The organism is Rhodococcus sp. NJ-530 (assembly GCF_003860625.1).
Taxonomy (GTDB): Bacteria; Actinomycetota; Actinomycetes; order Mycobacteriales; family Mycobacteriaceae; genus Rhodococcus_F; species Rhodococcus_F qingshengii.
Genome location: NZ_CP034152.1, coordinates 3353100 through 3375327 on the forward strand (window position 1 = coordinate 3353100; position 22228 = coordinate 3375327).

Here is a 22228-nt window from a genome sequence, read left to right on the forward strand (position 1 = left end):
GCACACGCCTTAGTTGCCTGCGAACGCTTCGATCGGCGGGCAGGAGCAGACCAGGTTGCGGTCGCCATGTGCACCGTCGATACGACGCACGGACGGCCACACCTTCGGGCGAGCCTTGCCACGCGGGAAGACGGCGATCTCACGCGAGTACGGGTGATCCCACTGCGCTGCAATGCTTCCCGCAGTGTGGGGGGCACCGCGTAGCGGGTTGTCCTCCACCGTCCACTCGCCCGCTCCGACGCGATCGATTTCGCCGCGAATGGCGATCATCGCCTCGCAGAACTCGTCGATCTCTTCGAGGTTCTCGCTCTCGGTGGGCTCGACCATCAGCGTGCCGACCACGGGGAAGCTCATGGTCGGAGCATGGAAACCGTAGTCGGCCAGACGCTTTGCGACGTCGTCGACGGTGACGCCGGTGTCCTTGGTCAACCCCCGGAGGTCGAGGATGCACTCGTGCGCGACCATGCCGTTCTCGCCGGTGTAGAGAACCGGGAAGTACTCGTCGAGTCGACGCGCGATGTAGTTGGCCGACGCGATGGCGGTCAGGCTGGCGCGGCGCAGGCCCGCAGCACCCATCATCCGGATGTAGGTCCAGGTGATGGGCAGAATGGACGCACTGCCGTACGGCGCTGCCGAGATCGTTCCTCCACCACCGAGTTCGGGGGCCATCGGGTGTCCGGGTAAAAACGGCGTCAAGTGTGAGCGCACACCGATCGGGCCGACGCCGGGTCCGCCGCCGCCGTGCGGGATGCAGAAGGTCTTGTGCAGATTCAGGTGGCTGACGTCGCCGCCGAATCGGCCCGGACGGGCAAGGCCGACAAGCGCATTGAGGTTGGCGCCGTCGACGTACACCTGGCCACCGGCGTCGTGTACCGCTGCGCAGATGTCGGCGATCTCGTGCTCGTAGACACCGTGCGTTGAAGGGTAGGTGATCATGATCGCGGCGAGACGCTCGGCGTGATCGGCGATCTTCGCGCGCAGATCGTCGACGTCGACGTCACCGTTGGGACGGCAGGCGACAACCTCGACGCGCATCCCGGCCATGACGGCAGAAGCCGCATTGGTGCCGTGAGCACTCGACGGAATGAGGCAGGTGTCGCGGTGGTCGTCGCCCCGGCTGAGGTGGTAGTTGCGGATCGCGAGCAGGCCCGCGTATTCCCCCTGGCTGCCGGCGTTGGGTTGCAGGCTGACGTTGTCGTAGCCGGTGACCGCGACCAGCCAGTCTTCGAGATCCTTGATGATCTTCAGCAGACCGGGCGCATCCGATGTCGGCGCGAACGGATGGATCGCGTTGAACGCGGGCCAGGTGATGGATTCCATCTCGGCGGTCGCATTGAGCTTCATGGTGCACGAACCCAGCGGGATCATGCTGCGATCGAGGGCGATGTCCTTGTCGGACAGCGCGCGCAGGTAGCGAAGCATTGCCGTTTCCGTACGGTAACGGGTGAAGGCTTCGTGCTGCAGGTAGTCGGAGGTGCGCTCCTGAGCAGCCGGAACCGAATTGCCCTCGGCTTCGATGGCGACAACAGCATCCTCGATCCCGAACGCGTCGAGCACGGCAAGGACGTGGTCGGCGGTCGTGGCCTCGTCGCAGGAGATACCGACATGATCGGCGTCGACCAGACGCAGGTTGATCCCGGATTCCTTGGCCGCAGCGACGACGTCGGCCGCCTTGCCCGGAACCTGAGCGAGCACGGTGTCGAAGAACGAATCGTGGACAACGGTCACGCCGCCTTCGCGCAGGCCGTTTGCCAACGCGTGTGCGCGGGCAGCGACGCGCAACGCAATCGCCTTGAGTCCCTCGGCGCCGTGGTAGCTCGCGTACATCGCAGCGAGGATGGCGAGGAGCACCTGAGCGGTACAGATGTTGGACGTCGCCTTCTCGCGGCGAATGTGCTGCTCACGTGTCTGCAGCGCCAGGCGGTATGCCTTGTCTCCGTCGGCGTCGATGGAGACGCCGACCAAGCGGCCGGGCAGCTGACGCGCATGCTTGGAGTGCACGGCCAGGTAACCGGCGTGCGGTCCGCCGTACCCCATGGGGACACCGAAACGCTGGGTGGTTCCGAAGCACGCATCCGCGCCGAGCTCACCGGGTGAGGTGATGAGCGTCATCGCGAGGAGGTCTGCGCCGACGGCAACCAGTGCGCCGCGCTCGTGAGCTTCCGCGATGATCGAGGTGTAATCGACGACTCGTCCCGAGGCACCTGGGATCTGGGCGATGACGCCGAAGAAGTCACCTTCCGGAAGACCAGCGGTGAGGTCCGCAGAGACGATCTCGATGCCGAGCGGCTCGGCGCGAGTCTCGATGACGGCGAGGGTCTGCGGGTAGAGATCGGCGTCGACGACAAATCGTGGGGACTTGCTGCGGTTCGCGCGGCGCAGGAGCGTCATGGCTTCGGCAGCGGCGGTGGCCTCGTCGAGCATCGACGAGTTTGCCAGTTCCATGCCGGAGAGATCGGCGACCATGGTCTGGAAGTTGAGGAGGGCTTCGAGACGGCCCTGGCTGATCTCCGGCTGATACGGGGTGTACGCGGTGTACCAGGCCGGGTTCTCGATGATGTTGCGCAACAACACCGGCGGCGTCAACGTGTCGAAGTAGCCGAGGCCGATCATCGACGTCGCGACGGTGTTCTGGGCTGCGAGTGCAGTCAGTTCGGCAAGTGCCTCGTGCTCTCCGACCGGAAGCGGCAGAGCGTCGAGTCCGGCAGCGATGCCGTTCGGGGCAGCGTCGAGGATGACGGAGGGAACGGCCTTGGTTGCCAGTTCGTCGAGTGAATCGACCCCGACGAGTTCGAGGATGCGCGTGAGTTCCGCGGCGTTCGGACCGACATGGCGGTCGGCAAATATACGGCTTGCAGCGTCGATCACGACAACTCCCAGACAGATCGGAGGATCAGGACACACACCGAACTGCGGTGTGTTCCTCCCCCTCTGTCGCATGCTCGATTCCCGAGCGCCTGAGAGATTCGGTAGTGATCCGCCGAAGGCGGAAGCCACAGCCTTTCCCCGTCGGCGGGTGGGTTGTCCCACCGCTTTCCAGAGGCGTCGGAGCCCGTACGGTCCTTGGTGCCTGAGAGATTGACGGGGAGGTATTGCTCCTTCGGCGCCCTGATCCCGCTCACGACTGACCTTTGAGACAAAGACTGAAACAAAGACAAGTTCGGTGAATCGGTATCCGAGGCTCTCCCGTACGCCGGCGACGCAGGCCCAGTCTAGTTGACCGAAACGCCTACCTGCACCGTGGCATCCTCCAAAGAGATGTGACGTACGTTATCCGGTTTTGCGGCTGGCGCGATTCTTGCGTCGCGAAGCCAACTCGTCTTCCGGGTTGGGATCACTTTCGCCGCCGTCGGCCCGCTCGGCGGGGAAGTCGGCGATCGTTCCGGTGAGTTCACGCATCGCGCCACTGACTGCGATGCCGAATACGCCCTGCCCACCCTGGAGGAGGTCGACGACCTCTTCGGGGGACGTGCATTCGTACACGGTGGTGCCGTCGGAGAACAGAGTGATGTTGGCAAGATCGCGGACGCCACGCTTACGGAGGTGATCGACGGCAACGCGGATGTTCTGCAGTGAGATGCCGGTATCGAGCAGACGCTTCACGATCTTCAGAACGAGAATGTCCTTGAAGGAGTACAGACGTTGGCTTCCGGATCCGGCAGCGCCACGGATCGACGGAACAACCAACGACGTCCGTGCCCAGTAGTCGAGTTGGCGGTACGTGATCCCGGCGATCTGGCAGGCACTGGGTACTCGATATCCGACGAGGTCGTCGGGGATGGAATCGTCCGGGAACAGGCCCGGCTGCAGCTCTTCGGAAGACATTTCTGCAGTCGCGGCACTACCGGCTATGCCCGTCCCGCGCTCATTCGACTGTTCTTCCACTGCCGTCTCCCTCTCGCTTCGCCATCATGCAACCAACCTGTGCTATCAGCAGTCACGAGAATCCCGTGCCGACCGAACTTTCAGATGTGAATCCAAGGCAGGTAATTCCATGAGTGGACTTACCCAGAGTACGCCTCGATCGACAAGGCGAGAAGATCTCCACCGCACGCAACGGTAAGTCCAGGAGGGTGCATGGTCAACGCAACACGCCGACCGAGACTCAACCTCTACTTGAGAGTTGAAGACTAAAGTCCGCAACCAGTCAATTCAGGCTAACCATCAGTGGCTTTGAAATCGTCCGGCGAGATGGTGTCGAGGAATTCCTTGAACTTCTCGACCTCGTCTTCGCGCTCGTCGGGAATGACCAGACCGGCCTCGGCGAGAACAGCCTCCGACGCGAAGATCGGAACGCCGATGCGCAGGGCCAATGCAATCGAGTCCGACGGACGTGCCGAGACAGTGGTCTGCTCGTCGAAGACGAGATCCGCGTAGAAAGTGCCCTCTTGCAGGTCCACGATCCGAACTTCCTTGAGGCTCCGACCGAAAGATTCGATCAAGATCTTGATCAGGTCGTGAGTCAGCGGCCGCGCCGGCTCGACTCCCTGTTGTTCGAGAACAATCGCGGTAGCTTCGGTTTGCCCGATCCAGATCGGCAGGTACCGATCGCCGTCGGACTCTCGCAGCAACAGGACCGGCTGATTCTGAGGCTGCTCGACACGAACTCCGATCACACGCATTTCGCCCATCGAGCTTGCCTCCAACCTGACGTGATCCAGCCGACCGACTCCGATGCGGTCGTACTGAAATTCTATTCGAGTGTGCCCCGCTGATCGAGGAACTCAGCGATCGAGACTTCCCCGAACTGCCGATTTGACCAGACACGTGTGCAAAGTCAGTGACAGAGCGGCCAGCTCCCGCACCATTTCCTCGGCACGATCACGTGCTCCGGCGTCACGACCCTTGGCAACCGGTCCGGCGATCTGAGTCACCAGCCCCGCTTCGCGATCAGCAGCCAACTTGAACGCCCGCAGATGGCGAACCTCCAAGCCGTACTCGGACATCGCCTTAGCGGTGCGCGCCAACGTCACGGCATCCTCGTCGAAGAATCCCGCCGCGCCGGGAACGACCAAACCGGTGCGGATCAGATCGGTCAGAAACCGATCGTCGATGTCAGCGCGCGCGAGAAGATCCTGACGACCGACTCGAACTTCGCGATCGACCCGGAACGCCTCGGGTGAGACATCGCCCGTAGCGATCGACAGGACGCGAGCACGACGAGGCGCAGGAACTTCTGCACTCACCGTCGCTGCGCCACTGTCGATCGCTTCGAGTTGTTCTTTGATCACTTTGAGCGGCAGGTACTGATCGCGTTGAGCGGTCAGCACGAAGCGAAGACGCTCGCAGTCCTCGACAGAGAATCTGCGGTATCCCGACGGTGTCCGTTGCGGGCTGATCAAGCCCTCGGACTCGAGGAAACGGATCTTCGAAATCGTCACGTCGGGAAAATCTGGACGCAACCGATCCAGCACGGAACCAATCGACATTCCGGGCTGGCTCTGCTGCCGCACTGCCGTCATTAGCTACCCGCACCTGCTGACGACTCGCCGACCTGCGAACCGCCGGCACGAGGGCCGGTGAGGAACACCAGACGGAACTTGCCGATCTGAACCTCGTCACCATTCGCGAGAACTGCCGAATCGACAGGCTCACGGTTGACGTAGGTGCCGTTGAGGCTTCCGACGTCGACGACGTGGAAATCTGCATCTTCCTGACGGAACTCGGCGTGACGACGGCTGACGGTCACGTCGTCCAGGAAGATGTCGCTGTCCGGGTGCCGACCTGCCGACGTCGTCGGCTGATCGAGCAAGAAGCGGGATCCTGCATTCGGTCCCCGCTTGACCACCAGAAGTGCGGCTCCGGCGGGAAGGCCTTCCACGCCCGAAACCGGCTGCTCGGCGGCCGGTGCTGCAGAGGAGGTGTTGTCGAGCTCATTGAGGAAGTCCGCGCGGAAAACCGAAGTGGTCTCCGCCGGCGACTCCCCATAGCCCGCGTCGTTACCGTTCTCGCTCACTGTTTCTCCTCCTGGGTCAATCATCCAGATCATGAATCACTGGACTACGCAGTGCACTTTCTTCACGAGCATCTTTCACAGTCACGTTCGATACGGCCCTGCGCCCCGACTCGGCACATGCGTACCTAACGACCGTACCCTGCGCAGACCGCCGTGCGCAGCGAGACAGGCCGCGACACAACACGAGTTGGCCGGTCCACGCGCAGGTTTTCTACTCGGACGTGAGTCCCTTGTATGCCTCCGCGTCCAGAGTTGCCGCGAGTGCGGCGTCGAGTGTGGCCTCGTCGGCAACCTCGAGTTCGACCAACCAACCCGTGTCGTACGGGTCGGTGTTGACGAGGTCGGGCTGTCCGTCCAATTCACCGTTCGCTGCAAGAACTTTCGCAGTGAACGGAGCAAAGATGTCGGAGACGCTCTTGGTCGACTCGACCTCACCGAGCGATTCACCGGCGGTCACGTCTTCGTCGACAGCGGGAAGCTGGACGAACACGACGTCACCGAGCTGCGACTGAGCAAAGTCGGTGATACCGACTCGAACTGAGGTCGGGCCGGTTCGCTTCACCCACTCGTGCTCCGCGGTGTAGCGCAGATCGGTAGGTGTATCGAGCTCACTCACAGTGGCTTCCTTTCACAGGCCGTCCGAAAGTCGGACGCAAAAAGATCAATTTCCGGGTTGAGCGTATTGGCGCGGATTCAATTGTCGCAAGACGGAGATCGTGACCTGCTGCGATTGCTCGACGGACGACGTTCCGCCATTGCGTGCGACATTGTCGAAGACGCCTCCGGGAATGTTCAACGCTGCCGCCAATGTCGGCGGATCTCCGATCGCGGTCACAGTGTACGGCTGCTCGATCCGGGTTCCGTCCAATTCGATCTCGCCGCCGCGCCCACTCACCCACGAGTTCACGCCGATACGAATGGGTTCGCCGTTCGCACCTGCGATCGAGATGGCTTCGGCACCGGCAGCACGCAGTTCCTGGATGAGATCGAGAATCACTTCCGATCCGACGCCGCCCGCCGGATCTGTCAGGGTCATCGTCACACCCGGTCCAGTGGCCGGAGCGGTCCCCACTTGAATGGAGAGTGAGGTCAGCCGCGCCCGCGCCTCGTCCAGCGCTGCTCCCGTGTTGCCACCGGCTTCCAAAGTGGCAAGCGATTCCTGAAGATTCGCGACTTCCTGCCTCAGCGCGGCTTCGCGCCGATTCAAATTGTCGAGAACCACCAGGAGGTCGGCAGGGCGCGCGGCGTCGAGTGAATCTCCGGCCACTGTGCTGCGTACCTGTGTGGCAATCGCAACGCCGAGCACGCTCAACAGCACAGCAGCGAGGATTGCGAAGACGACGTTGGTGCGGTGTTTGGACGGTGAACGCAACTCGTGACGACCTTCACCCGCAGTGGTGACGGGAGGTTCTTCTTCCGGTTCGGTCGTGGAATGTTCCGCCATGACTCACGCTCCGAACAGTCGGCGTCGCAATGCCGCTGCGTTGCCGAAGATCCGGATACCCAACACGACGACGATCGCCGTCGAGAGTTGAGTACCGACACCCAACTGATCACCGAGCCAGACGATCAACGACGCGACAAGCACGTTGAAGACGAAGGAAACCACGAACACCTTCGCGTCGAAGATTTCGTCCAGATACGCGCGTAGTCCACCGAAGACGGCGTCGAGCGCCGCAACGACAGCGATCGGAAGATAGGGCTGGATCACGTCGGGCACCTGCGGGCTGAAAACTACGCCCAGGACGATGCCGACGACCAGTGCTGCGAGTCCGTACAGGGCGGAACCGGCCTTCATCGAACTCCTTCTGTCACTTGGGTTCTGTGGGTTCTGTTGCCACTCGGACGGCGCGAGGCGCCGCAGGCGGCAGAGTCAACGAATCGTCTTCGGCCACCGCGAAACCGACTCCGTACAGTTGCGAGACGCTAGACATTCTCACGTAGGCGTCGCTGACGACGAATTTCCGCTGCAGTGCTCGCGTGTCTCCGATCGCCTCGACGAGGTACGGGGAGAAAACAGGTTGGTTGTCGACGAGCATCGCGCCGCCCGCCTGACGAATGGTCACCGTCGGCCCGATTCGCACGCCGCCGACGGCGATCGCCTCCGCTCCCCCAGCCCACAGGGCGTTTACGACGGTCTGCAGATCGCGATCGAGGACAACTGTCTTACCGCCGACACTCCGTTGCGACGCATCCGAGAGGTTCGGGCGTCCGGCCGGGTCCGTCAACGTCACCACCAGTCCCTCCCCGTGAACAGCTTCGGCTCCTGCGCCGGATTCGACCGCTCGCAGTTGGTCGAGGACGGCGCTGCCGCGTGCATCGCCTTCGAGCGCCACGCCGCGCGCTGCGTCGACGGCGCCGCCGAGTGAATCGCGGGACGCGGCCAGTGAATCGATTCGATCCTCCGCATCACGGACCTTCGCCACCAACTCGCTTCGAACCTCTTCGGTGCCGGTCACCTGCTTCGTCGCCTGAACAGCCGAGACCGTGACGATGAACCCGATCAACAGTGCGCCGAGGGCCAGCCACGGCCCCGTCTTCGAGGATCTGTTCTTGGTGTGCTCGTGCTGGCGTTCGAATGCAGTTGCCTCGTAGCCCGGGTCGAGATGTTCGGTCATGAGTGACCGAAGCAGCGACGGTACCGGGTTACGACGGACGTCCTCCCCGGTCGACTTCATCGGGGCACGACCTCGTGGGTTCGCGCAACGTCAACGGCCTTGAGCACGTAGATCGCGGCAGTCCACACGTACAGGACGGTTCCCCAGATCAGGAAAGCGAAACCGAAGGCATGGGTGAACGGTCCGATGGCCCAGTCTCCGTGCCCGGCAAGAATCAACGGCAGCGCGAACATCAGTAGGAAGGTCGCAGCCTTGCCGAGATAAACCACCTCGGGCGGTGGCAGGCCACGCCTGCGGTAGATCGGCAGCGTCAACGCAAGCAGAAGATCACGGCCGATGAGTATCGCTGCGACCCACCAGGGAATGAAATCGCGGGCGACGAAGGTGACCAGTGTCGTCACGACGTACAGACGATCGACCAGCGGGTCGAGAAGCGCTCCCAGACGCGAGGTCTGTCCGAGCACTCTGGCCAGCTTGCCGTCGAGCCAGTCGGTGAACCCGCTGAGCATCAGCAGCGCCAATGCCCAGCCGTCCGAGTGCGTGACGAGCAGCAGGTAGGCGAACAGTGGCAGAGCGAGTAGACGCACGATACTGAGCACGTTGGGAACAGTGAGAATCCGATCCGTGGGGATCGGTTCTTGTTCGCCAGAGTTCACTGCACACACCTCGCGTCGTTCGATTGCCGTGCGGCCAGCTTTCCACAGCACGACGGACTATTCGCCGAGGCGCCGTAGCCTGAACTGTCCCGAGCGTGTCGAGCTGCCCCTATCTCCAGGCGAACACCGGCTGCTCGAGCTTGTCGATGCGCGTGTGCCGTCCGTTCAGCACTTCGCGGAACTGATAGATGACGGCTCCGGTCGGCGCATGGATCAGGCTCGTTCGGAACGGCCATTGGATCACCGGGTTCGGTGACTCCTCGATGGTGACGAAGCGCGAGTCCACGTCGAGCTCCTCCGACGTGACGGCATACACCTGGGCCACCTCGTCGGGATTGGGTACCAGTCCCCCGATGTCCTCGCCCGACCACATGACGAACGGCCGGATCACGAATCCCGAACGAGTGACGTAGTCGTCGAGCCGGCCGATGATCTTCGACTCGGGAACGTCGACACCCAGCTCCTCGGAAAGTTCCCGAACCGCTGCCTGTTCGGACGACTCGCCCGGGTCGACGCTTCCGCCCGGCAACGCGAATTGACCGGGGTGGGCGCGCATCTTGCTCGGCCGCTTCGTCACCGGGAACACTGGTGTTCCGTCCGCAGTCCGCATGACGACGATGACCACCGACGCCGAGCGCCTTCCGTCCAATTCGACCGACCGAGGTTCGAAAGCGGCAAGTGAGGCGACCACGTGGTCCCGATTCAGTAAATCTCCGTTCACCATGGCTCGACAGTAGCGCCACGAGACTGAGACCCTCAGCCAGTCTGGTCCATTTTGGCCGCTTCGCCTGATTATCGGTCTGTATTCCTGTCATGCTGAACAGGCAGAATCCACCGTGCGGCATGGCGAGAAGAGAACCTCGATGGCTGAGCAGTCCCAGACCCCCACCCCGCAGACCGACCAGAGCGCGCCGGGCGCGTCGAATCGGGCCTCTCGCTTTGCCTCCGACACGCTGAGCGTCCTGCGGCGTGTGCCGTTCACCGCGAGCGTCGTGCTCACCATCACCGTCGTCGGGATCGCGACCGGCGCCCTGTGGAATCACGTCCGTACCTACTCGTGGTTCAACGACATCGCCTACGGAGTTCCTGCCTTGCAGGAAGGCAAGTGGTGGACTCTCGTCACGGGGTGGTTCTTCGGATTGACGCCGGGTCAGTATGTTTCGATCATCGTCGTTTTTGCCTTCGCGGTCGGCTGGTGCGAATGGCGCCTGGGAACCAAGAACGCGGCCATCGTCACGATCAGCGGTCAGTTGGCGGGCGAACTCGGTGCATCGCTCCTCCTCTGGGCGGGCAGCCACACCGACTGGGATTGGGCTCGCAACCTCGCCACCCACCGCGACGTCGGCGTGACCACCGCAATCATCGCCGCACTCGCCGCGACCACAGCAACACTCCGCTCGCCCTGGCGAATGCGAGTCCGCGCCATTCTGTGTGCGTACATTGCGATCGCGTTCCTCTTCGAAGGCCGCCTCGCCGACGTGCAGCACCTCATCGCGGTCGCGATATTCCTGCCGGTGGGCGAGAAGTTCTTCGGCGACGGAGAGCGCGGGTTCATCCCCCGAACGCGACGCGAGATCCGCCTGCTCGGATTCATCGGCCTGCTCCTGATCGGCGTGGTCGAGATCGCCGTCTGGCTGTTCCCCGGAAGCGGACCGTTCGGGCCGACGGAAGCCGAAACCGGTTCGGGCTGGACGGCATTGATCGACGTGGTCATGGTTGCCCTGATCGCGGACCAGTTGCGACGAGGTCGCCGCTGGGCCTGGTGGGTTGCCGTGGTGTTCGGTTCACTGACGGTCTTGGCCACCGCCCTCGTCCTCGTCTCGGTCATCTTCTTCGACTACGAGAGCGCCGGCGCCGTCACGTTCGGTACCGCGCTGCTCTGGCTTCTCGAACTCATCTTGTTGATCAAGGGCCGCCACGCTTTTCACGTACCGATGCGGCGCAAGATTCGAGGCGGGCCGTTGTCCGGGAACGATCCGCGCGCCGCCGCTCGGGAACTGCTCAAACGACACGGCGGCGGAACCATGTCGTGGATGACGACGTGGGACGGCAACAGTTACTACTTCGGCGAGTCGGGTGAGAGCGTCGTTGCATTCCAACGGCATGTCGGTGTCGTCGTGGTCCTGGCGGATCCGATAGCGAACCCCGACCGACTTGCCGCAGCGGTCGACGAATTCACGACGATGTCCGAAGCCAACGGCCTCACTCCCTGCTTGTTCTCCGTGGGGAAGGAGACAGCCGACGCCGCCACCCGGCGTGGCTGGCGCACCGTTCAGGTCGCCGAAGACACGATCGTCGACCTACCAGAACTGCAGTTCACCGGTAAATCCTGGCAGGACATCCGCTCGGCGCTCAACAAGGCCAAGAAGGACGACATCACCTTCCGGATGACAACATTGGCCGACGAGCCGTTCTCCGTATTGGCTCAGGTGCGCGCCATCTCCGAGGAATGGGTGGGCGACAAGGGGCTACCCGAGATGGGTTCACCCTCGGAAGCGTCGAGGAGGCGCTCGATCGCGACGTCCGTGTCGGCTTGGCCGTCGACCCGACCGGAAGCATTCACGGCGTCACCTCGTGGTTGCCGGTGTACGGCGAAGGCGGCGTGGTTCAGGGTTGGACACTCGACGTCATGCGTCGACGTCCCGACGGGTTCCGTCCGGTGGTCGAGTTCCTCATCGCATCGTCGGCCCTCGAGTTCAAAGAACAAGGTGCCCAATTCGTCTCACTGTCCGGAGCACCGCTCGCCCGCAGCGACGACGGCGCCGACGCCGCATCGATGGACCGCCTGCTGGACGTGCTCGGAGCCGCGATGGAACCGCTGTACGGCTTCCGGTCTCTTCACGCGTTCAAGAAGAAGTTCAAGCCGAGGTACGAACCCGTTTTCCTGTGTTTCCGCGACGAGGCCGACCTGCCTCGGATCGGAATCGCACTGACGCGTGCATACCTGCCCGACGCAACGGCTCCTCAGCTGATCAAGCTCGCCACCAGCAAGAGTTGACGCCGTGCGGTCCTGGTTCGAGCACACGGTCGTCGACACCGGCAGGCTCCCGCTGTTCTTCCTCCTAGTCGCCTTTGTCCTGACGTTCCTGTTCATCCGCTTCAGCGTCCGGATGATCCGGGCCGAGGTCTCGTGGTGGCCAGGCAATGTCACGCCCGGTGGAATGCACATCCACCACATGGTTTTCGGTTTGATGATGATGCTCGTGTCCGGCTTCGCCTTCATCGCTCTGGCCGACTATCACACCCCGATCGCCAATTGTGTTCTCGCGTCGGTGTTCGGTATCGGCAGCGCGTTGGTCCTCGACGAGTACGCGCTCGTGTTGCATCTGCGCGATGTCTACTGGGCCGAGGAAGGTCGCTCGTCCATCGACGCGGTGTTCGTTGCCATCGCGATCTCGTTCCTTTTCCTTCTCGGGGTCCACCCGATCGGGTTCGCGGGAGAGTTCGACCCGTACGAGCAGGACCGGAGCCTGGCGACGTTGATCGGCGTTGTCGTCGCGATCGTGATCCAACTCGGACTAGCCGTGATCACGTTGATGAAGGGCAAACTCTGGACCGGCTTGATCGGGCTGTTCTTCACCCCACTTCTGTTGATCGGAGCAATTCGGTTGAGTCGCCCGGGTGCGCCGTGGGCGCGCTCGCGTTACCGCGACAAGCCGGCGAAGATGAGCCGGGCAGTGGCCCGTGAACAGCGTTATCGCGAGCCGATGATCCACGCGAAGATCTACGTTCAGGAAACGGTGTCGGGAAGTTTCGGTTCCACTCCCCGCCCCCACCACCGCTCCCCGTCGTCGACACCACAACCCCCACGACGAAAGTCGGACTATCACGGCGGCTTTCGGACAGAATTCGCTGGCGCCGAACTCGCCGACGATTACGAACAGTCCCGGTCTGGCGCCTCCCCGTGATCCTCGTCGTGCTGTCCGTCGTCACCGCGAACATCCTCGTCGGGATCGACGGAGATCTCGTCAGCGACGGCGACGTCGGTACCATTTCCGAGGGCGTGGACGCCGGGGCCACCGCGACGCTGCTCAGCGTCATCGCCGGCGGGATGATCACTCTCACCGGTCTGGTGTTCACCGCCATCACCCTCGCAATGCAGTTCGGCGCATCGCAGATTTCGGTGCGGGTGGTCCCGATGCTTGCGCAGCAGCGGGTGATGCGGTGGTCGATCGGCATGTTTCTGGCCACGTTCGTCTTCTCCTTGATCATTGCGCTCGATCTGGCGCTCGATTCGGAGAATTCCTCACCGACCATCTCCACGGCGATCGCACTGCTTCTGGCATTGGCCAGTGCGATCCTGTTCATCGCGTTGGTGGCGAAGGTCGGGTCGATTCTCAATTCCAGTCGGTTGCTGCGTTGGATAGCGGCCCAGGGCCGGAGCGCGACGATTCGTGCCTATCCGCTGTACGAGGACCTGCCCTCTGGCGCACCGAAACCCAGTCAGCCGCTCCCCCTACCCCAACCGCGCGAGTCCGAGAACTCCGAGAGCGCCGACGCACTGGTGATTCGCCTGCGCCACCTCTCACCCGACGGCCGGATTCTGCTGGCGATCGATCTCGCACGACTGCAGCGGTTGGCCGGCCGCTGGGACGTCTCGGTCGAAGTCGTCCCCAGCATCGGCGAGTTCGTCGCCCAGAACGCGCCCCTCTTCGAGGTACGCGGACCCTCGCTGAAGGTACGCCCGGACACCTTGATGTCGTGCTTGATCTTCGGTGACACGCACAGCCCGGTCGTCAGCCCCGGTGCAGCGCTGCAGTCGATCGTGGACATCGCGCTCAAGGCACTGTCACCCGCCATCAACGACCCGGGCCGAGCCGTCCAGGCTCTCGACCACATCGAAGATCTTCTGGTACTTCTCGCCCCGCGGGTCCGCTTCGACACGTCAACCTCGGATCTCACGCTGATCAGAGGGCAGCAACGCACCTGGACCGATTACGTGTCCGTCGCCACCGACGAGATCCGGCACTTCAGTACCAATTCCGCACAGGTCCAGCGTCGTCTACGCGCGGTATTCGCGACCTTGCTCGAAGCCTGCCCGCCGGACCAGCACCCTCCGCTACTCGAGCGCGTCGACGCACTCGATGCGCAATTGACCCGAGAATGGACCGGCGCACTCGACCTTCGGCTCGCGAGTGTGGCGGATCCGCAGGGATTGGGCTCCGAAGCCGGGGCGACCGGAAGAATTCACCCGCTGATCATCGGGTCTTCGGAACTTCCGGACGATCGTTCATCCGGGCAGGCCGAGTCGCGTTCCCAGCCAACCTAATTGACTCGCCAATCCAGCCGACCACACCTGGAAGCTGTGTCCTCCGTCGACCTCGGCGTATTGGACGTCCATCCCTGCGGCTTTTGCGGCTTCGTAGAGCGTTTGAAGACCTGGGCGGTAGTCGTTGTCCTGCTTGCCGACCACGAACACCCCGGCGCTGTCGGGGAACTTCTTCTCCCGGAGCAGATCCTGCGGATTCACTGCCACGAACGCGGCTTCATTGCCGCCGAACGCTGCATCGACCGTCTGCTTGCGATCGCCGAGTGTGGGTTCGATCTGACCGGACAGATCCAGGAACGTCGGATAGACCGCGGGGAAGTTCGTTGCCATCTGGAACGCGCAGGTGCCGCCGTAGGAAAGTCCCCCGATCGCCCACTTCCTCGGGTCGGGATCCACCTGGAGGTTCCCGCGCACCCAGTCGGGAACATCGCGCGAAAGGTACGTCGCGACGTTCCCGAGTTGGGAATCGACGCAGAGCGGATTCGCCAGTTCCGACCCGGTCCCGTCAGCAACGACGACAACGGGAGCCAAGCCCGAATGCGCAGCGGCGTAGGTGTCCATGGTCTGGACGAGACGTCCGCCCTGTAGCCAGTCCTCGGGCGCGCCTGGTTGGCCGGCTAGCAGGACCAACACGGGCAACTCCGGTCGCGGGTTGGTGAAATACGCGGGCGGTAGGTAGATCTCGGCGTCGCGGGCGCTGAATCCGGAGACCGTCCCCGCAATCGTGACCGTGCTGACCTTGCCCGCCGACGGCATGTCCGTGGGAGCCTTCCATTGCGAAACCGGTACCGCCCCGTCCTTGCCGTCGTCCAGGTCTGCGAGTGAAACCTTCTCCGCGTCCGAGAGTCCCAGCGCTGTTCCCAACGTCGGATACGACTGGAACTGCAGATTCACGTGAGCCGCGCTCGACACGACCACCAGGAGCACGGAGACCACGGTGAGCACGCGACCGTCGATCCGCGTCGCCGCAAATACCCGCGAAACACCCAGCAGCACGCCGAGAATGCCCAACCCGATCCACACGTAGACCGGACGGGCAATCGGATCGGGGAACGGGTGCCACACCTTCTCGATCAGCCAGTACAGCACGAGAGTGATCGCGATTGCCGCGACGATGCAGACCGGAATCGAGATCAGGACGTGACGCCTCGATCTCGAGAAGATCAGCCACAGAAGTGCCAGAATTCCGAGCACCGTCACCACGGGCGGAACCGGGCCCGTGACCAGCGACAGATCCGTGATCGTGTGCACGTCGTCTCCCGTCGCAGCCCTGTTTAGACAATATCCAAGAACAGGACATTTCGGAGCTGATGGCGTCAGATCACCGCGTTCGACGCCTGGGCACGTAGGTCTCGGGCCAGGTGATCCCGACGCTCGAGAACAAGCCTCCGCAGCGACGCGGGCGCCTCCGCATTGGCCTGGATCCAGGAATCGACAGCAGAGGTGTCTTCAGCTGCCGGGAAGAGTCCGTTCACCAACCGTCGGGCGATCTCGATGCTGCGTTCGGACCACCACTTCCCCAGGGACGAGAAGTACTCTGCCGCATATCCCTCGATCAACGACGGGTCCGTGCCCGAACGGAATCCGGCGATCGTCGCATCCAGGCGGTCGTTCGAGAGTGAGCCGTCAGTGGTCGCCGACGCCCAGGCAGCCGCCTTGGTCTCGGCATCGGGAATCGACGCCGCGGCGCGGACGTACGCCGTTCGACCCGCTGACGTGCTGTCCTTGCTCAGCTCACCATCGAAGTCGCTCACACTCGCATGGCCGGTCGCCGACAGGGCGATCCACAATGCCCACCGCAGATCAGGATCGAGAGCCAGTCCGACCGGCCCCGGGCAGGTGCCGTCGAGTATCGACCGCACCTCGTCGGCGCGAGCATCGTTGACCGCTGCAGCGGCCGACAGAGCCCGTGCCCATGCCAGCTGTCTTCCGGACTCCGGTTCGGCTTCGAACACCGCCTTCCAGGTCGTTTCCAACCAGCCTGCACTTACATTGGGCCGCAAGCTTTTCGGAACGTAGTGAAGAACCGCGTATTGGGCATCGGTCAGGATCGAGCTGAGAATCGCAAGATCTGTCTCCGCGGGAGCGAATCGTTCCACCATGTCGAGGTACCGGAACACCGAGAGCTGCGCATCACGCACCGAGTTCCACAGCGACGACCAGATCACCCCGCGCGCAAGCGGATCGCTCACGCGGTCCAGGGATGCCTCGACAGTGGACAGAGATTCCGCGTCCAATCGCACCTTGGCGTAGGTGAGGTCTTCGTCGTTGAGCAGTGTGAGTGCTCCGGGCGGAAGGTCGACCGACGTGCGTGATTCGGTGATGTCGAGTTCGACGCGTTCGGTGCGAACAAGGTCTCCGGACTCGTTGTAGTCGTAGATTCCGACTGCGAGCCGATGCGGCCTCGGGTCCGTCTGGACCAGGTGTGTTCCGTCGAGCGACAGCGTGGACACCCCGGTGGTCTGCAACCAGATTCGGGCCCATTCGCGCACGTCGCGCCCGGAAGTCTCCGTGAGCACGTCGAGCAGATCGACCAGCGTGGTGTTTCCGTACGCGTGAGTCTTGAAGTACCGGCGTGCCGCTTCGAAGAACGCGTCACGCCCGACGAACGCCACAAGTTGTTTGAGGACACTGGCGCCCTTGGCGTAGGTGATTCCGTCGAAGTTAAGCTTCGCAGCTTCGAGATCGACGATGTCGGCGACGATGGGATGAGTCGTCGGCAGCTGATCTTGGAGGTACGCCCACGCTTTTCGCTTGATGGCGAATGCCACCCAGGCATCGGTGAAGCGGGTGGCTTCGGCGCTGACCAGCGATCCCATGAAATCGGCAAAAGATTCCTTGAGCCACAGGTCGTCCCACCAGACCATGGTCACGAGATCGCCGAACCACATGTGCGCCATTTCGTGCAGGATCGTGTTGGCGCGGCGCTGATGCTGCTCGTCGGTTGCGGAGCCGCGGAACACGTATGCCTCGGTGAAGGTCACCAGTCCCGGGTTCTCCATGGCGCCGAGGTTGTACTCGGGGACAAAGATCTGGTCGTACTTGCCGAACGGATACGGATAGTCGAAGTACTCGGCGTAGAAGTCCAACCCCTGACGGGTGATGTCGAAAACGTTGTCCGCATCGAGGTACGGAGCCAACGACGCCCGGCACAGCGCACCCAACTCGACAGTGAGTTCGCCGCGACTCCACGACGACGCCACGCGGTGATACGGCCCGGCCGCGATCGCGGTGATGTAGGTCGAGATCGGCAGCGTCGGGGCGAAAGTGACGCGTTGTGCACCGTCCACGGAGAGAGTCTGGGTCGCGGGCTGATTCGACAGGACTTCCCAGCCGTCAGGTGCTGTCACCTCGAATGTGAAGGGCGCCTTGAGGTCCGGCTGCTCGAAGCAGGCGAAAACACGCCTGGCATCGGCAGGCTCGTATTGCGTGTACAGATACGTCTGATCGTCAGCGTCGTCGACAAATCGGTGCAGCCCTTCACCGGAACGGCTGTAGTTGCCGTGAGCTGCCACCCGAACGACGTTCGATCCGCCGAGTCCGCGCAGCACGATCCGGGATCCGTCGTACTCCACCGGAATCGACGCACCGTCGACGTCCACGGAATCGACTGCAGCACCGATGAAATCGAGCCACGTGGACTCCACCGAGGACGTCAGATCAATTGTCGTGACCGTCGAAAAGGTCTTCACGGCGGAGTCGACCGCCGATCGCAGATCCAACTCCACCCGGTAACCGGCGACGGAGATGGCTCGAGATCGTTCGGCGACTTCGCTTCGATTCAGGTTCGCAGTACTCACGCACTCGATCCTGCCAGGCCGCGCGCGGCGATGTGAGCCGCCGTGCGCCTATCCCTTGAACGCGCCCTGCCAGACGGTGTCGAACGGCGTGTGTGCCGAGACGCGGCCTTCGATGCCCGCCGTGACGAACTTCTTGGCCAGAGCGACGGCTTCTCCCACGTCGGCGCCCTTTGCCAGCTCCGCGGTCACTGCGGCGGCCAGCGTGCAACCGGCACCCGAGACGCGCTCTTCGCCGACCTTGGGGCGGAGAGAACAGTCACGTCGGTCCCGTCGAACAACACGTCGACGGCGTCGCCACCGGCGAGTTCGACACCGCCCTTCGCGAGCACGTACTTGGGTCCGAGGTCATGGATACGACGTGCGGCCTCGATGAGGTCGTCGACGCTTTCGATGCTGTCCATTCCGGCGAGGGTGCGTGCCTCGAACAGGTTGGGTGTGACGACGGTGGCGAGCGGAAGAATCGAATCACGAAGTGCTGTATCGGTATCGAGAGCCGCGCCGGGCTCCTGGCCCTTGCAGATCAGGACCGGGTCGAGGACGACGTGGCGCCAGGACTGCCGACGCAGACCCTCTGCCACAACCTCGATCGTGGCAGGAGTTCCCAACATTCCGATCTTGACGACGTCCAGATCGTGAGCTGCCGTGGCAGCCTCGATCTGATCAGCGATCACGTCAGGAGCGATCGGTACGAAGCGATGACCCCAGTTGTTCTTGGGATCGAACGAGACGATACATGTGGTGGTCGCTACGCCGTAGACGTCCAATGCCTGGAACGTCTTCAGATCGACCTGCAGGCCGGCACCGCCAGTCGCTTCGGACCCAGCGATGACATAGGCGAGGTCAACCATAGCACAATCTCCTTCTTCGGACTTTCGAAACGTGCGTGGATGGCCACGAACGCGGGACCCAGTTTATCAACCGTTCCGACGTCTGGTTTTCGGCTATGCGGGCACCGGAGTTCCCCACGCGACGTCGTTGTCCTCGTATCCGAACGGCGGACCGACGAACTCGCCGCCGCAGGTGATCAGCGCGAGGGTTTCGGGTCCGTCGAGGCTGTTCAATCGCTCGACCGGCAGCTCGCCGTCCTTGCTGTAGTGATCGACCGCATCGATACGGTAGTTCCAGGTCTGTCCCCCGGCGCCCGCCACGGTCACGACCGAGCCGATTTCCAGTGTCGAGAACTTCTTTCCGAAACCGTCACCCTGATAGATGTCGTTGATGTGTCCGGTGATCACCACGGTGCCCGCGCCGGAGCCGGGAAATGCCGAATCTGCCCACCATCCGATCTCACTGACATCCTCGGGCGGAATGAGCGAGCCGTCCGTCGTCGTCTTGATCGGCAGGATGTCAGCGGTGCTGTTGCCTGTGCGCAGCGTGGTCGGGACATCCGGACCGTCGACCACCGCGCGAATCTCTGGCGGCAAATCTTGTTGGCCGGTCGCGAGGACGCGGGTCGGCGAGTCACCGTCGTCGGAACATCCGCCGATCAAGAGCATTGTCGCCACTACTGCAGCGGCCCACGTTCGGCTGGCCGTGGATCCAGGTGCCGCTGTCACGGACGAGAAGTCGGGCCGGACGGAATCTGGGCAATTGGTACTCGGTTTCCTACGTTACGACCGGGAAGTGCGTCACCGGAATCCCCACCGTTCCCACCGGAACCGTCACCACCGCCGTTCCCGCCACCGCTTCCATTCCCGCCGCCGCCGGGGCCCGGGCCGGGGCCGGGGCATTCACCTCCCGGATCGGTGGTGTCTCCTGCCAAGACAATCTTGACTGCCGAGAGGTTGACCGTCTGGTTCTGTGCCACTTGTCCAGGAGTTGTGACGTCGAATGCGAGCTTGGCACGTACGGGGATGACCGAACCGTCGTCAGCGTCGGTGACCGTTGACCCTGACCGGCCGAGATCTTGGGTCAACGTCATTCTGGAGATCAAATCCTGATCTCCGGTCAAGCCGGCGCCGTCGATCCGAAGGGTCCCTCGGACGGGACTTCCGTGGGCTCTGATCGTCACCGATGCGCGAAACTCGAGGATGTCTCCCGGCACTGTCCGCCACGCCTCGATCGAGTTGATTTTCGTTCCAGGCGATCCAGTCGAGATGTCGTACCAACCGTCGATCACGGCCGGATCGAGTGACATCGAATTTTCGTTGATTTCCGAGTTGCACGCGCGGGTGAGCGAAACGGGGGCAGCCGATCCCACTGCGGGGAGTGCTGTCGACACAACGGTCGCCAAGACGAAGGCCGTCGCGGTGATGCCCGCGGTACGCCTGCCGAAGATCGTCATTCTCTCGCTACCTTTTTCCGCGGACCGTAGCTTCCGGTCAATTCAGTCAAAATACCAGTACAGCTGGACAAATAGGTCGAATTCCGTGCCGAATTCCTCTTGTTTTCTGTGAACTTCGGTTACGAGCAATTTCTCCGCACACGCGTTCCGGCAAGGGGTACATCGGATCAACAGGGGTCAGAAGTTACATTTCGCCCGCACATCGGAGCAGATCGCACTGATTTCTCACCGCATTGGACAGGTATTTCCGTTTCATAGCGGTCAGCCGGTGGAACAACGATCACTACAACGAGCGTGCCGGGCACGTGTCCGGTCGCCCCCCACCGAATCAAGGGAAACCGTCATGTCGGATACAACATCAGTCAAGCAGGGTTTCGCGGTAGGAACATCGATCGGGGCAGCCGTCATCTTGGTGACGGTCGGCATCGTGCAGTTCTTCCAAGGACTCGCTGCCGTCGCCGAAAACGAAGTGTTCGTAGTCGGGATCGACTACGTCTATCAGTTCGACCTGACGACGTGGGGTTGGATCCATCTCGTGCTGGGCGCGCTCGTCGCTCTCGTCGGGCTCGCACTGTTCACCGGAGCGGCCTGGGCGCGGGTGTCGGCAGTGGTGATCTGCGCGATCTCGATCATCGCGAACTTCTTGTGGCTGCCGTACTACCCCTGGTGGTCGACTCTCATCATCGCGCTGAACATCGTCGTGATCTGGGCTGTGTCGACATGGAAGCCCACCCAGACGACGCACGCCGCTGCGCATGCACCGTCAACGCCGACTCGATCTGCTTGAGTTGAAAGTATGTGTAGGTGGATGGCGTATTCCGGAGAGCCGATACTGGCCCATGACTTGCTGTTCAGGCCACAGCACTCGCTGATCGACCAGAGCCTGCATTCTCAACTCGGGGCCACGACGACAAATGGCGACGGCTTCGGAATCGGCTGGTACGGGGAAGGCCCCCAACCGGCAGTTTTCAAGAGCATCGAACCCGCGTGGAACGACTCGAACCTGCGCGAAGTCACCTCCCAATTGCGCACCCCTCTGCTGTTCGCTCACATCCGCGCCTCGACGGGAACTGCAGTGCAGCGCAGCAACTGTCACCCGTTCCGGCACCGGCAATGGTTGTGGATGCACAACGGTTCACTACACGGATTCCACGACATGAAACGGGAATTGGTGACTGCCATTGATCCGTCGCTCTTTCCGGATCTCGAAGGATCGACGGACTCGGAAACCTTGTTCTTCCTCGCGCTGACGTTCGGCCTGACCGACGATCCGTTCGAAGGTGTCGCGAGGGCCGTCGGATTCGTCGAGCACACGGCCCGCTCGCAGGGAATCGACAATCCGGTTCAGATGACCGTCGCCACGTCGGATGGCATCTCCACCTGGATCTTTCGCTATTCCAGCGAGCACCAGTCGAGGTCGTTGTTCTTCTCCACCGAGATTTCCACGTTGCGCAAGCTCCATCCTGAGGTGGATGCCCTGCACCATCTGAGTGAGGAGACCCGAATCGTCGTCTCCGAGCCTCTACGTGACCTTCCCGGCGCCTGGAACGAGGTTCCCGAATCCGCCGCAGGCGTCATCCGGCCCGGACGGGACGAGATGCGGAGCTTTGTGCCGATCCCACCAGCCTGATTGGGTCATACAACC

The 22228-nt window shown here is 62.7% G+C and carries 17 protein-coding genes, 3 pseudogenes and 1 riboswitch; of the genes and pseudogenes, 4 read left to right on the forward strand and 16 right to left on the reverse strand.

Features of this window, described 5'->3' with window-relative positions:
• Positions 1-9 precede the first annotated feature (9 nt).
• The 11 genes from gcvP to EHW12_RS15720 form a co-directional block, all read right to left on the reverse strand.
• Positions 10-2868 (reverse strand): aminomethyl-transferring glycine dehydrogenase, encoded by a 2859-nt coding sequence (gene gcvP, locus EHW12_RS15670; RefSeq protein WP_125051119.1) that lies wholly within the window; start codon positions 2866-2868, stop codon positions 10-12.
• A gap of 53 nt (positions 2869-2921) precedes the next feature.
• Positions 2922-3050, reverse strand: a riboswitch (glycine riboswitch).
• Positions 3051-3270: 220 nt separating this feature from the next.
• Positions 3271-3825, reverse strand: a complete 555-nt coding sequence (locus EHW12_RS15675; RefSeq protein ID WP_021344354.1) for a MerR family transcriptional regulator — start codon at positions 3823-3825, stop codon at positions 3271-3273.
• Between the two features lie 332 nt (positions 3826-4157).
• The gene (locus EHW12_RS15680; protein ID WP_003946194.1) at positions 4158-4631 is read right to left on the reverse strand and encodes a bifunctional nuclease family protein; all 474 of its coding nucleotides are present in this window, start codon (positions 4629-4631) and stop codon (positions 4158-4160) included.
• A gap of 93 nt (positions 4632-4724) precedes the next feature.
• Positions 4725-5462 (reverse strand): MerR family transcriptional regulator, encoded by a 738-nt coding sequence (locus tag EHW12_RS15685; protein ID WP_003946161.1) that lies wholly within the window; start codon positions 5460-5462, stop codon positions 4725-4727.
• On the reverse strand, positions 5462-5956 hold the full coding sequence (garA, locus tag EHW12_RS15690) for a glycogen accumulation regulator GarA (RefSeq protein WP_003946166.1): 495 nt from the start codon (positions 5954-5956) through the stop codon (positions 5462-5464). The genes EHW12_RS15685 and garA overlap by 1 nt, the downstream gene beginning before the upstream one ends.
• 211 nt (positions 5957-6167) lie before the next feature.
• Positions 6168-6572, reverse strand: a complete 405-nt coding sequence (gene gcvH / locus EHW12_RS15695; RefSeq protein WP_003946160.1) for a glycine cleavage system protein GcvH — start codon at positions 6570-6572, stop codon at positions 6168-6170.
• Positions 6573-6617: 45 nt separating this feature from the next.
• Positions 6618-7400 (reverse strand): DUF881 domain-containing protein, encoded by a 783-nt coding sequence (locus tag EHW12_RS15700; protein ID WP_047270499.1) that lies wholly within the window; start codon positions 7398-7400, stop codon positions 6618-6620.
• Between the two features lie 3 nt (positions 7401-7403).
• The gene (locus EHW12_RS15705; RefSeq protein ID WP_003946178.1) at positions 7404-7754 is read right to left on the reverse strand and encodes a DUF1290 domain-containing protein; all 351 of its coding nucleotides are present in this window, start codon (positions 7752-7754) and stop codon (positions 7404-7406) included.
• Positions 7755-7767: 13 nt separating this feature from the next.
• The gene (locus tag EHW12_RS15710; RefSeq protein WP_003946177.1) at positions 7768-8634 is read right to left on the reverse strand and encodes a DUF881 domain-containing protein; all 867 of its coding nucleotides are present in this window, start codon (positions 8632-8634) and stop codon (positions 7768-7770) included.
• Positions 8631-9230 (reverse strand): CDP-alcohol phosphatidyltransferase family protein, encoded by a 600-nt coding sequence (locus EHW12_RS15715; protein ID WP_030537518.1) that lies wholly within the window; start codon positions 9228-9230, stop codon positions 8631-8633. The genes EHW12_RS15710 and EHW12_RS15715 overlap by 4 nt, the downstream gene beginning before the upstream one ends.
• A 109-nt stretch (positions 9231-9339) precedes the next feature.
• On the reverse strand, positions 9340-9954 hold the full coding sequence (locus EHW12_RS15720) for a CoA pyrophosphatase (RefSeq protein ID WP_003946186.1): 615 nt from the start codon (positions 9952-9954) through the stop codon (positions 9340-9342).
• Between the two features lie 139 nt (positions 9955-10093).
• Between EHW12_RS15720 and EHW12_RS15725 the strand changes: the two are divergent.
• Positions 10094-12228, forward strand: a pseudogene (locus EHW12_RS15725) (DUF2156 domain-containing protein).
• A gap of 4 nt (positions 12229-12232) precedes the next feature.
• A pseudogene (locus EHW12_RS15730) lies at positions 12233-14499 on the forward strand (DUF2254 family protein).
• Here EHW12_RS15730 and EHW12_RS15735 read toward each other — a convergent pair.
• From EHW12_RS15735 to EHW12_RS15755, 5 genes and pseudogenes are all read right to left on the reverse strand, one after another.
• Positions 14461-15750, reverse strand: a complete 1290-nt coding sequence (locus tag EHW12_RS15735; RefSeq protein WP_042451019.1) for an alpha/beta hydrolase-fold protein — start codon at positions 15748-15750, stop codon at positions 14461-14463. The pseudogene EHW12_RS15730 and the gene EHW12_RS15735 sit on opposite strands and share 39 nt — an antisense overlap.
• Before the next feature lie 65 nt (positions 15751-15815).
• The gene (gene pepN / locus EHW12_RS15740; RefSeq protein WP_125051121.1) at positions 15816-18299 is read right to left on the reverse strand and encodes an aminopeptidase N; all 2484 of its coding nucleotides are present in this window, start codon (positions 18297-18299) and stop codon (positions 15816-15818) included.
• A gap of 48 nt (positions 18300-18347) precedes the next feature.
• A pseudogene (thiD, locus tag EHW12_RS15745) lies at positions 18348-19147 on the reverse strand (bifunctional hydroxymethylpyrimidine kinase/phosphomethylpyrimidine kinase).
• A 93-nt stretch (positions 19148-19240) separates the two neighbouring features.
• Complete coding sequence (locus tag EHW12_RS15750) at positions 19241-19855, reverse strand: class F sortase (protein ID WP_231783390.1); 615 nt, start codon at positions 19853-19855, stop codon at positions 19241-19243.
• Positions 19852-20583: a hypothetical protein gene (locus tag EHW12_RS15755; protein WP_070161072.1), complete on the reverse strand. Its 732-nt coding sequence runs from the start codon at positions 20581-20583 to the stop codon at positions 19852-19854. The genes EHW12_RS15750 and EHW12_RS15755 overlap by 4 nt, the downstream gene beginning before the upstream one ends.
• A gap of 343 nt (positions 20584-20926) precedes the next feature.
• Between EHW12_RS15755 and EHW12_RS15760 the strand changes: the two genes are divergently transcribed.
• Positions 20927-21370: a hypothetical protein gene (locus tag EHW12_RS15760; protein ID WP_030537512.1), complete on the forward strand. Its 444-nt coding sequence runs from the start codon at positions 20927-20929 to the stop codon at positions 21368-21370.
• Positions 21371-21391: 21 nt separating this feature from the next.
• Entirely contained in the window at positions 21392-22213 is an 822-nt protein-coding gene (locus tag EHW12_RS15765) for a class II glutamine amidotransferase (protein ID WP_031331541.1), read from the forward strand.
• Positions 22214-22228: the final 15 nt, after the last annotated feature.

Bases quoted from the DNA above. Each gene is read 5' to 3' on its own strand.
- EHW12_RS15675 (WP_021344354.1), bottom strand. From the start codon at position 3,825: ATGTCTTCCGAAGAGCTGCAGCCGGGCCTGTTCCCGGACGATTCCATC.
- EHW12_RS15680 (WP_003946194.1), bottom strand. From the start codon at position 4,631: ATGGGCGAAATGCGTGTGATCGGAGTTCGTGTCGAGCAGCCTCAGAAT.
- EHW12_RS15685 (WP_003946161.1), bottom strand. From the start codon at position 5,462: ATGACGGCAGTGCGGCAGCAGAGCCAGCCCGGAATGTCGATTGGTTCC.
- EHW12_RS15700 (WP_047270499.1), bottom strand. From the start codon at position 7,400: ATGGCGGAACATTCCACGACCGAACCGGAAGAAGAACCTCCCGTCACC.
- EHW12_RS15705 (WP_003946178.1), bottom strand. From the start codon at position 7,754: ATGAAGGCCGGTTCCGCCCTGTACGGACTCGCAGCACTGGTCGTCGGC.
- EHW12_RS15710 (WP_003946177.1), bottom strand. From the start codon at position 8,634: ATGAAGTCGACCGGGGAGGACGTCCGTCGTAACCCGGTACCGTCGCTG.
- EHW12_RS15720 (WP_003946186.1), bottom strand. From the start codon at position 9,954: ATGGTGAACGGAGATTTACTGAATCGGGACCACGTGGTCGCCTCACTT.
- EHW12_RS15755 (WP_070161072.1), bottom strand. From the start codon at position 20,583: ATGACGATCTTCGGCAGGCGTACCGCGGGCATCACCGCGACGGCCTTC.
- EHW12_RS15760 (WP_030537512.1), top strand. From the start codon at position 20,927: ATGTCGGATACAACATCAGTCAAGCAGGGTTTCGCGGTAGGAACATCG.
- EHW12_RS15765 (WP_031331541.1), top strand. From the start codon at position 21,392: ATGGCGTATTCCGGAGAGCCGATACTGGCCCATGACTTGCTGTTCAGG.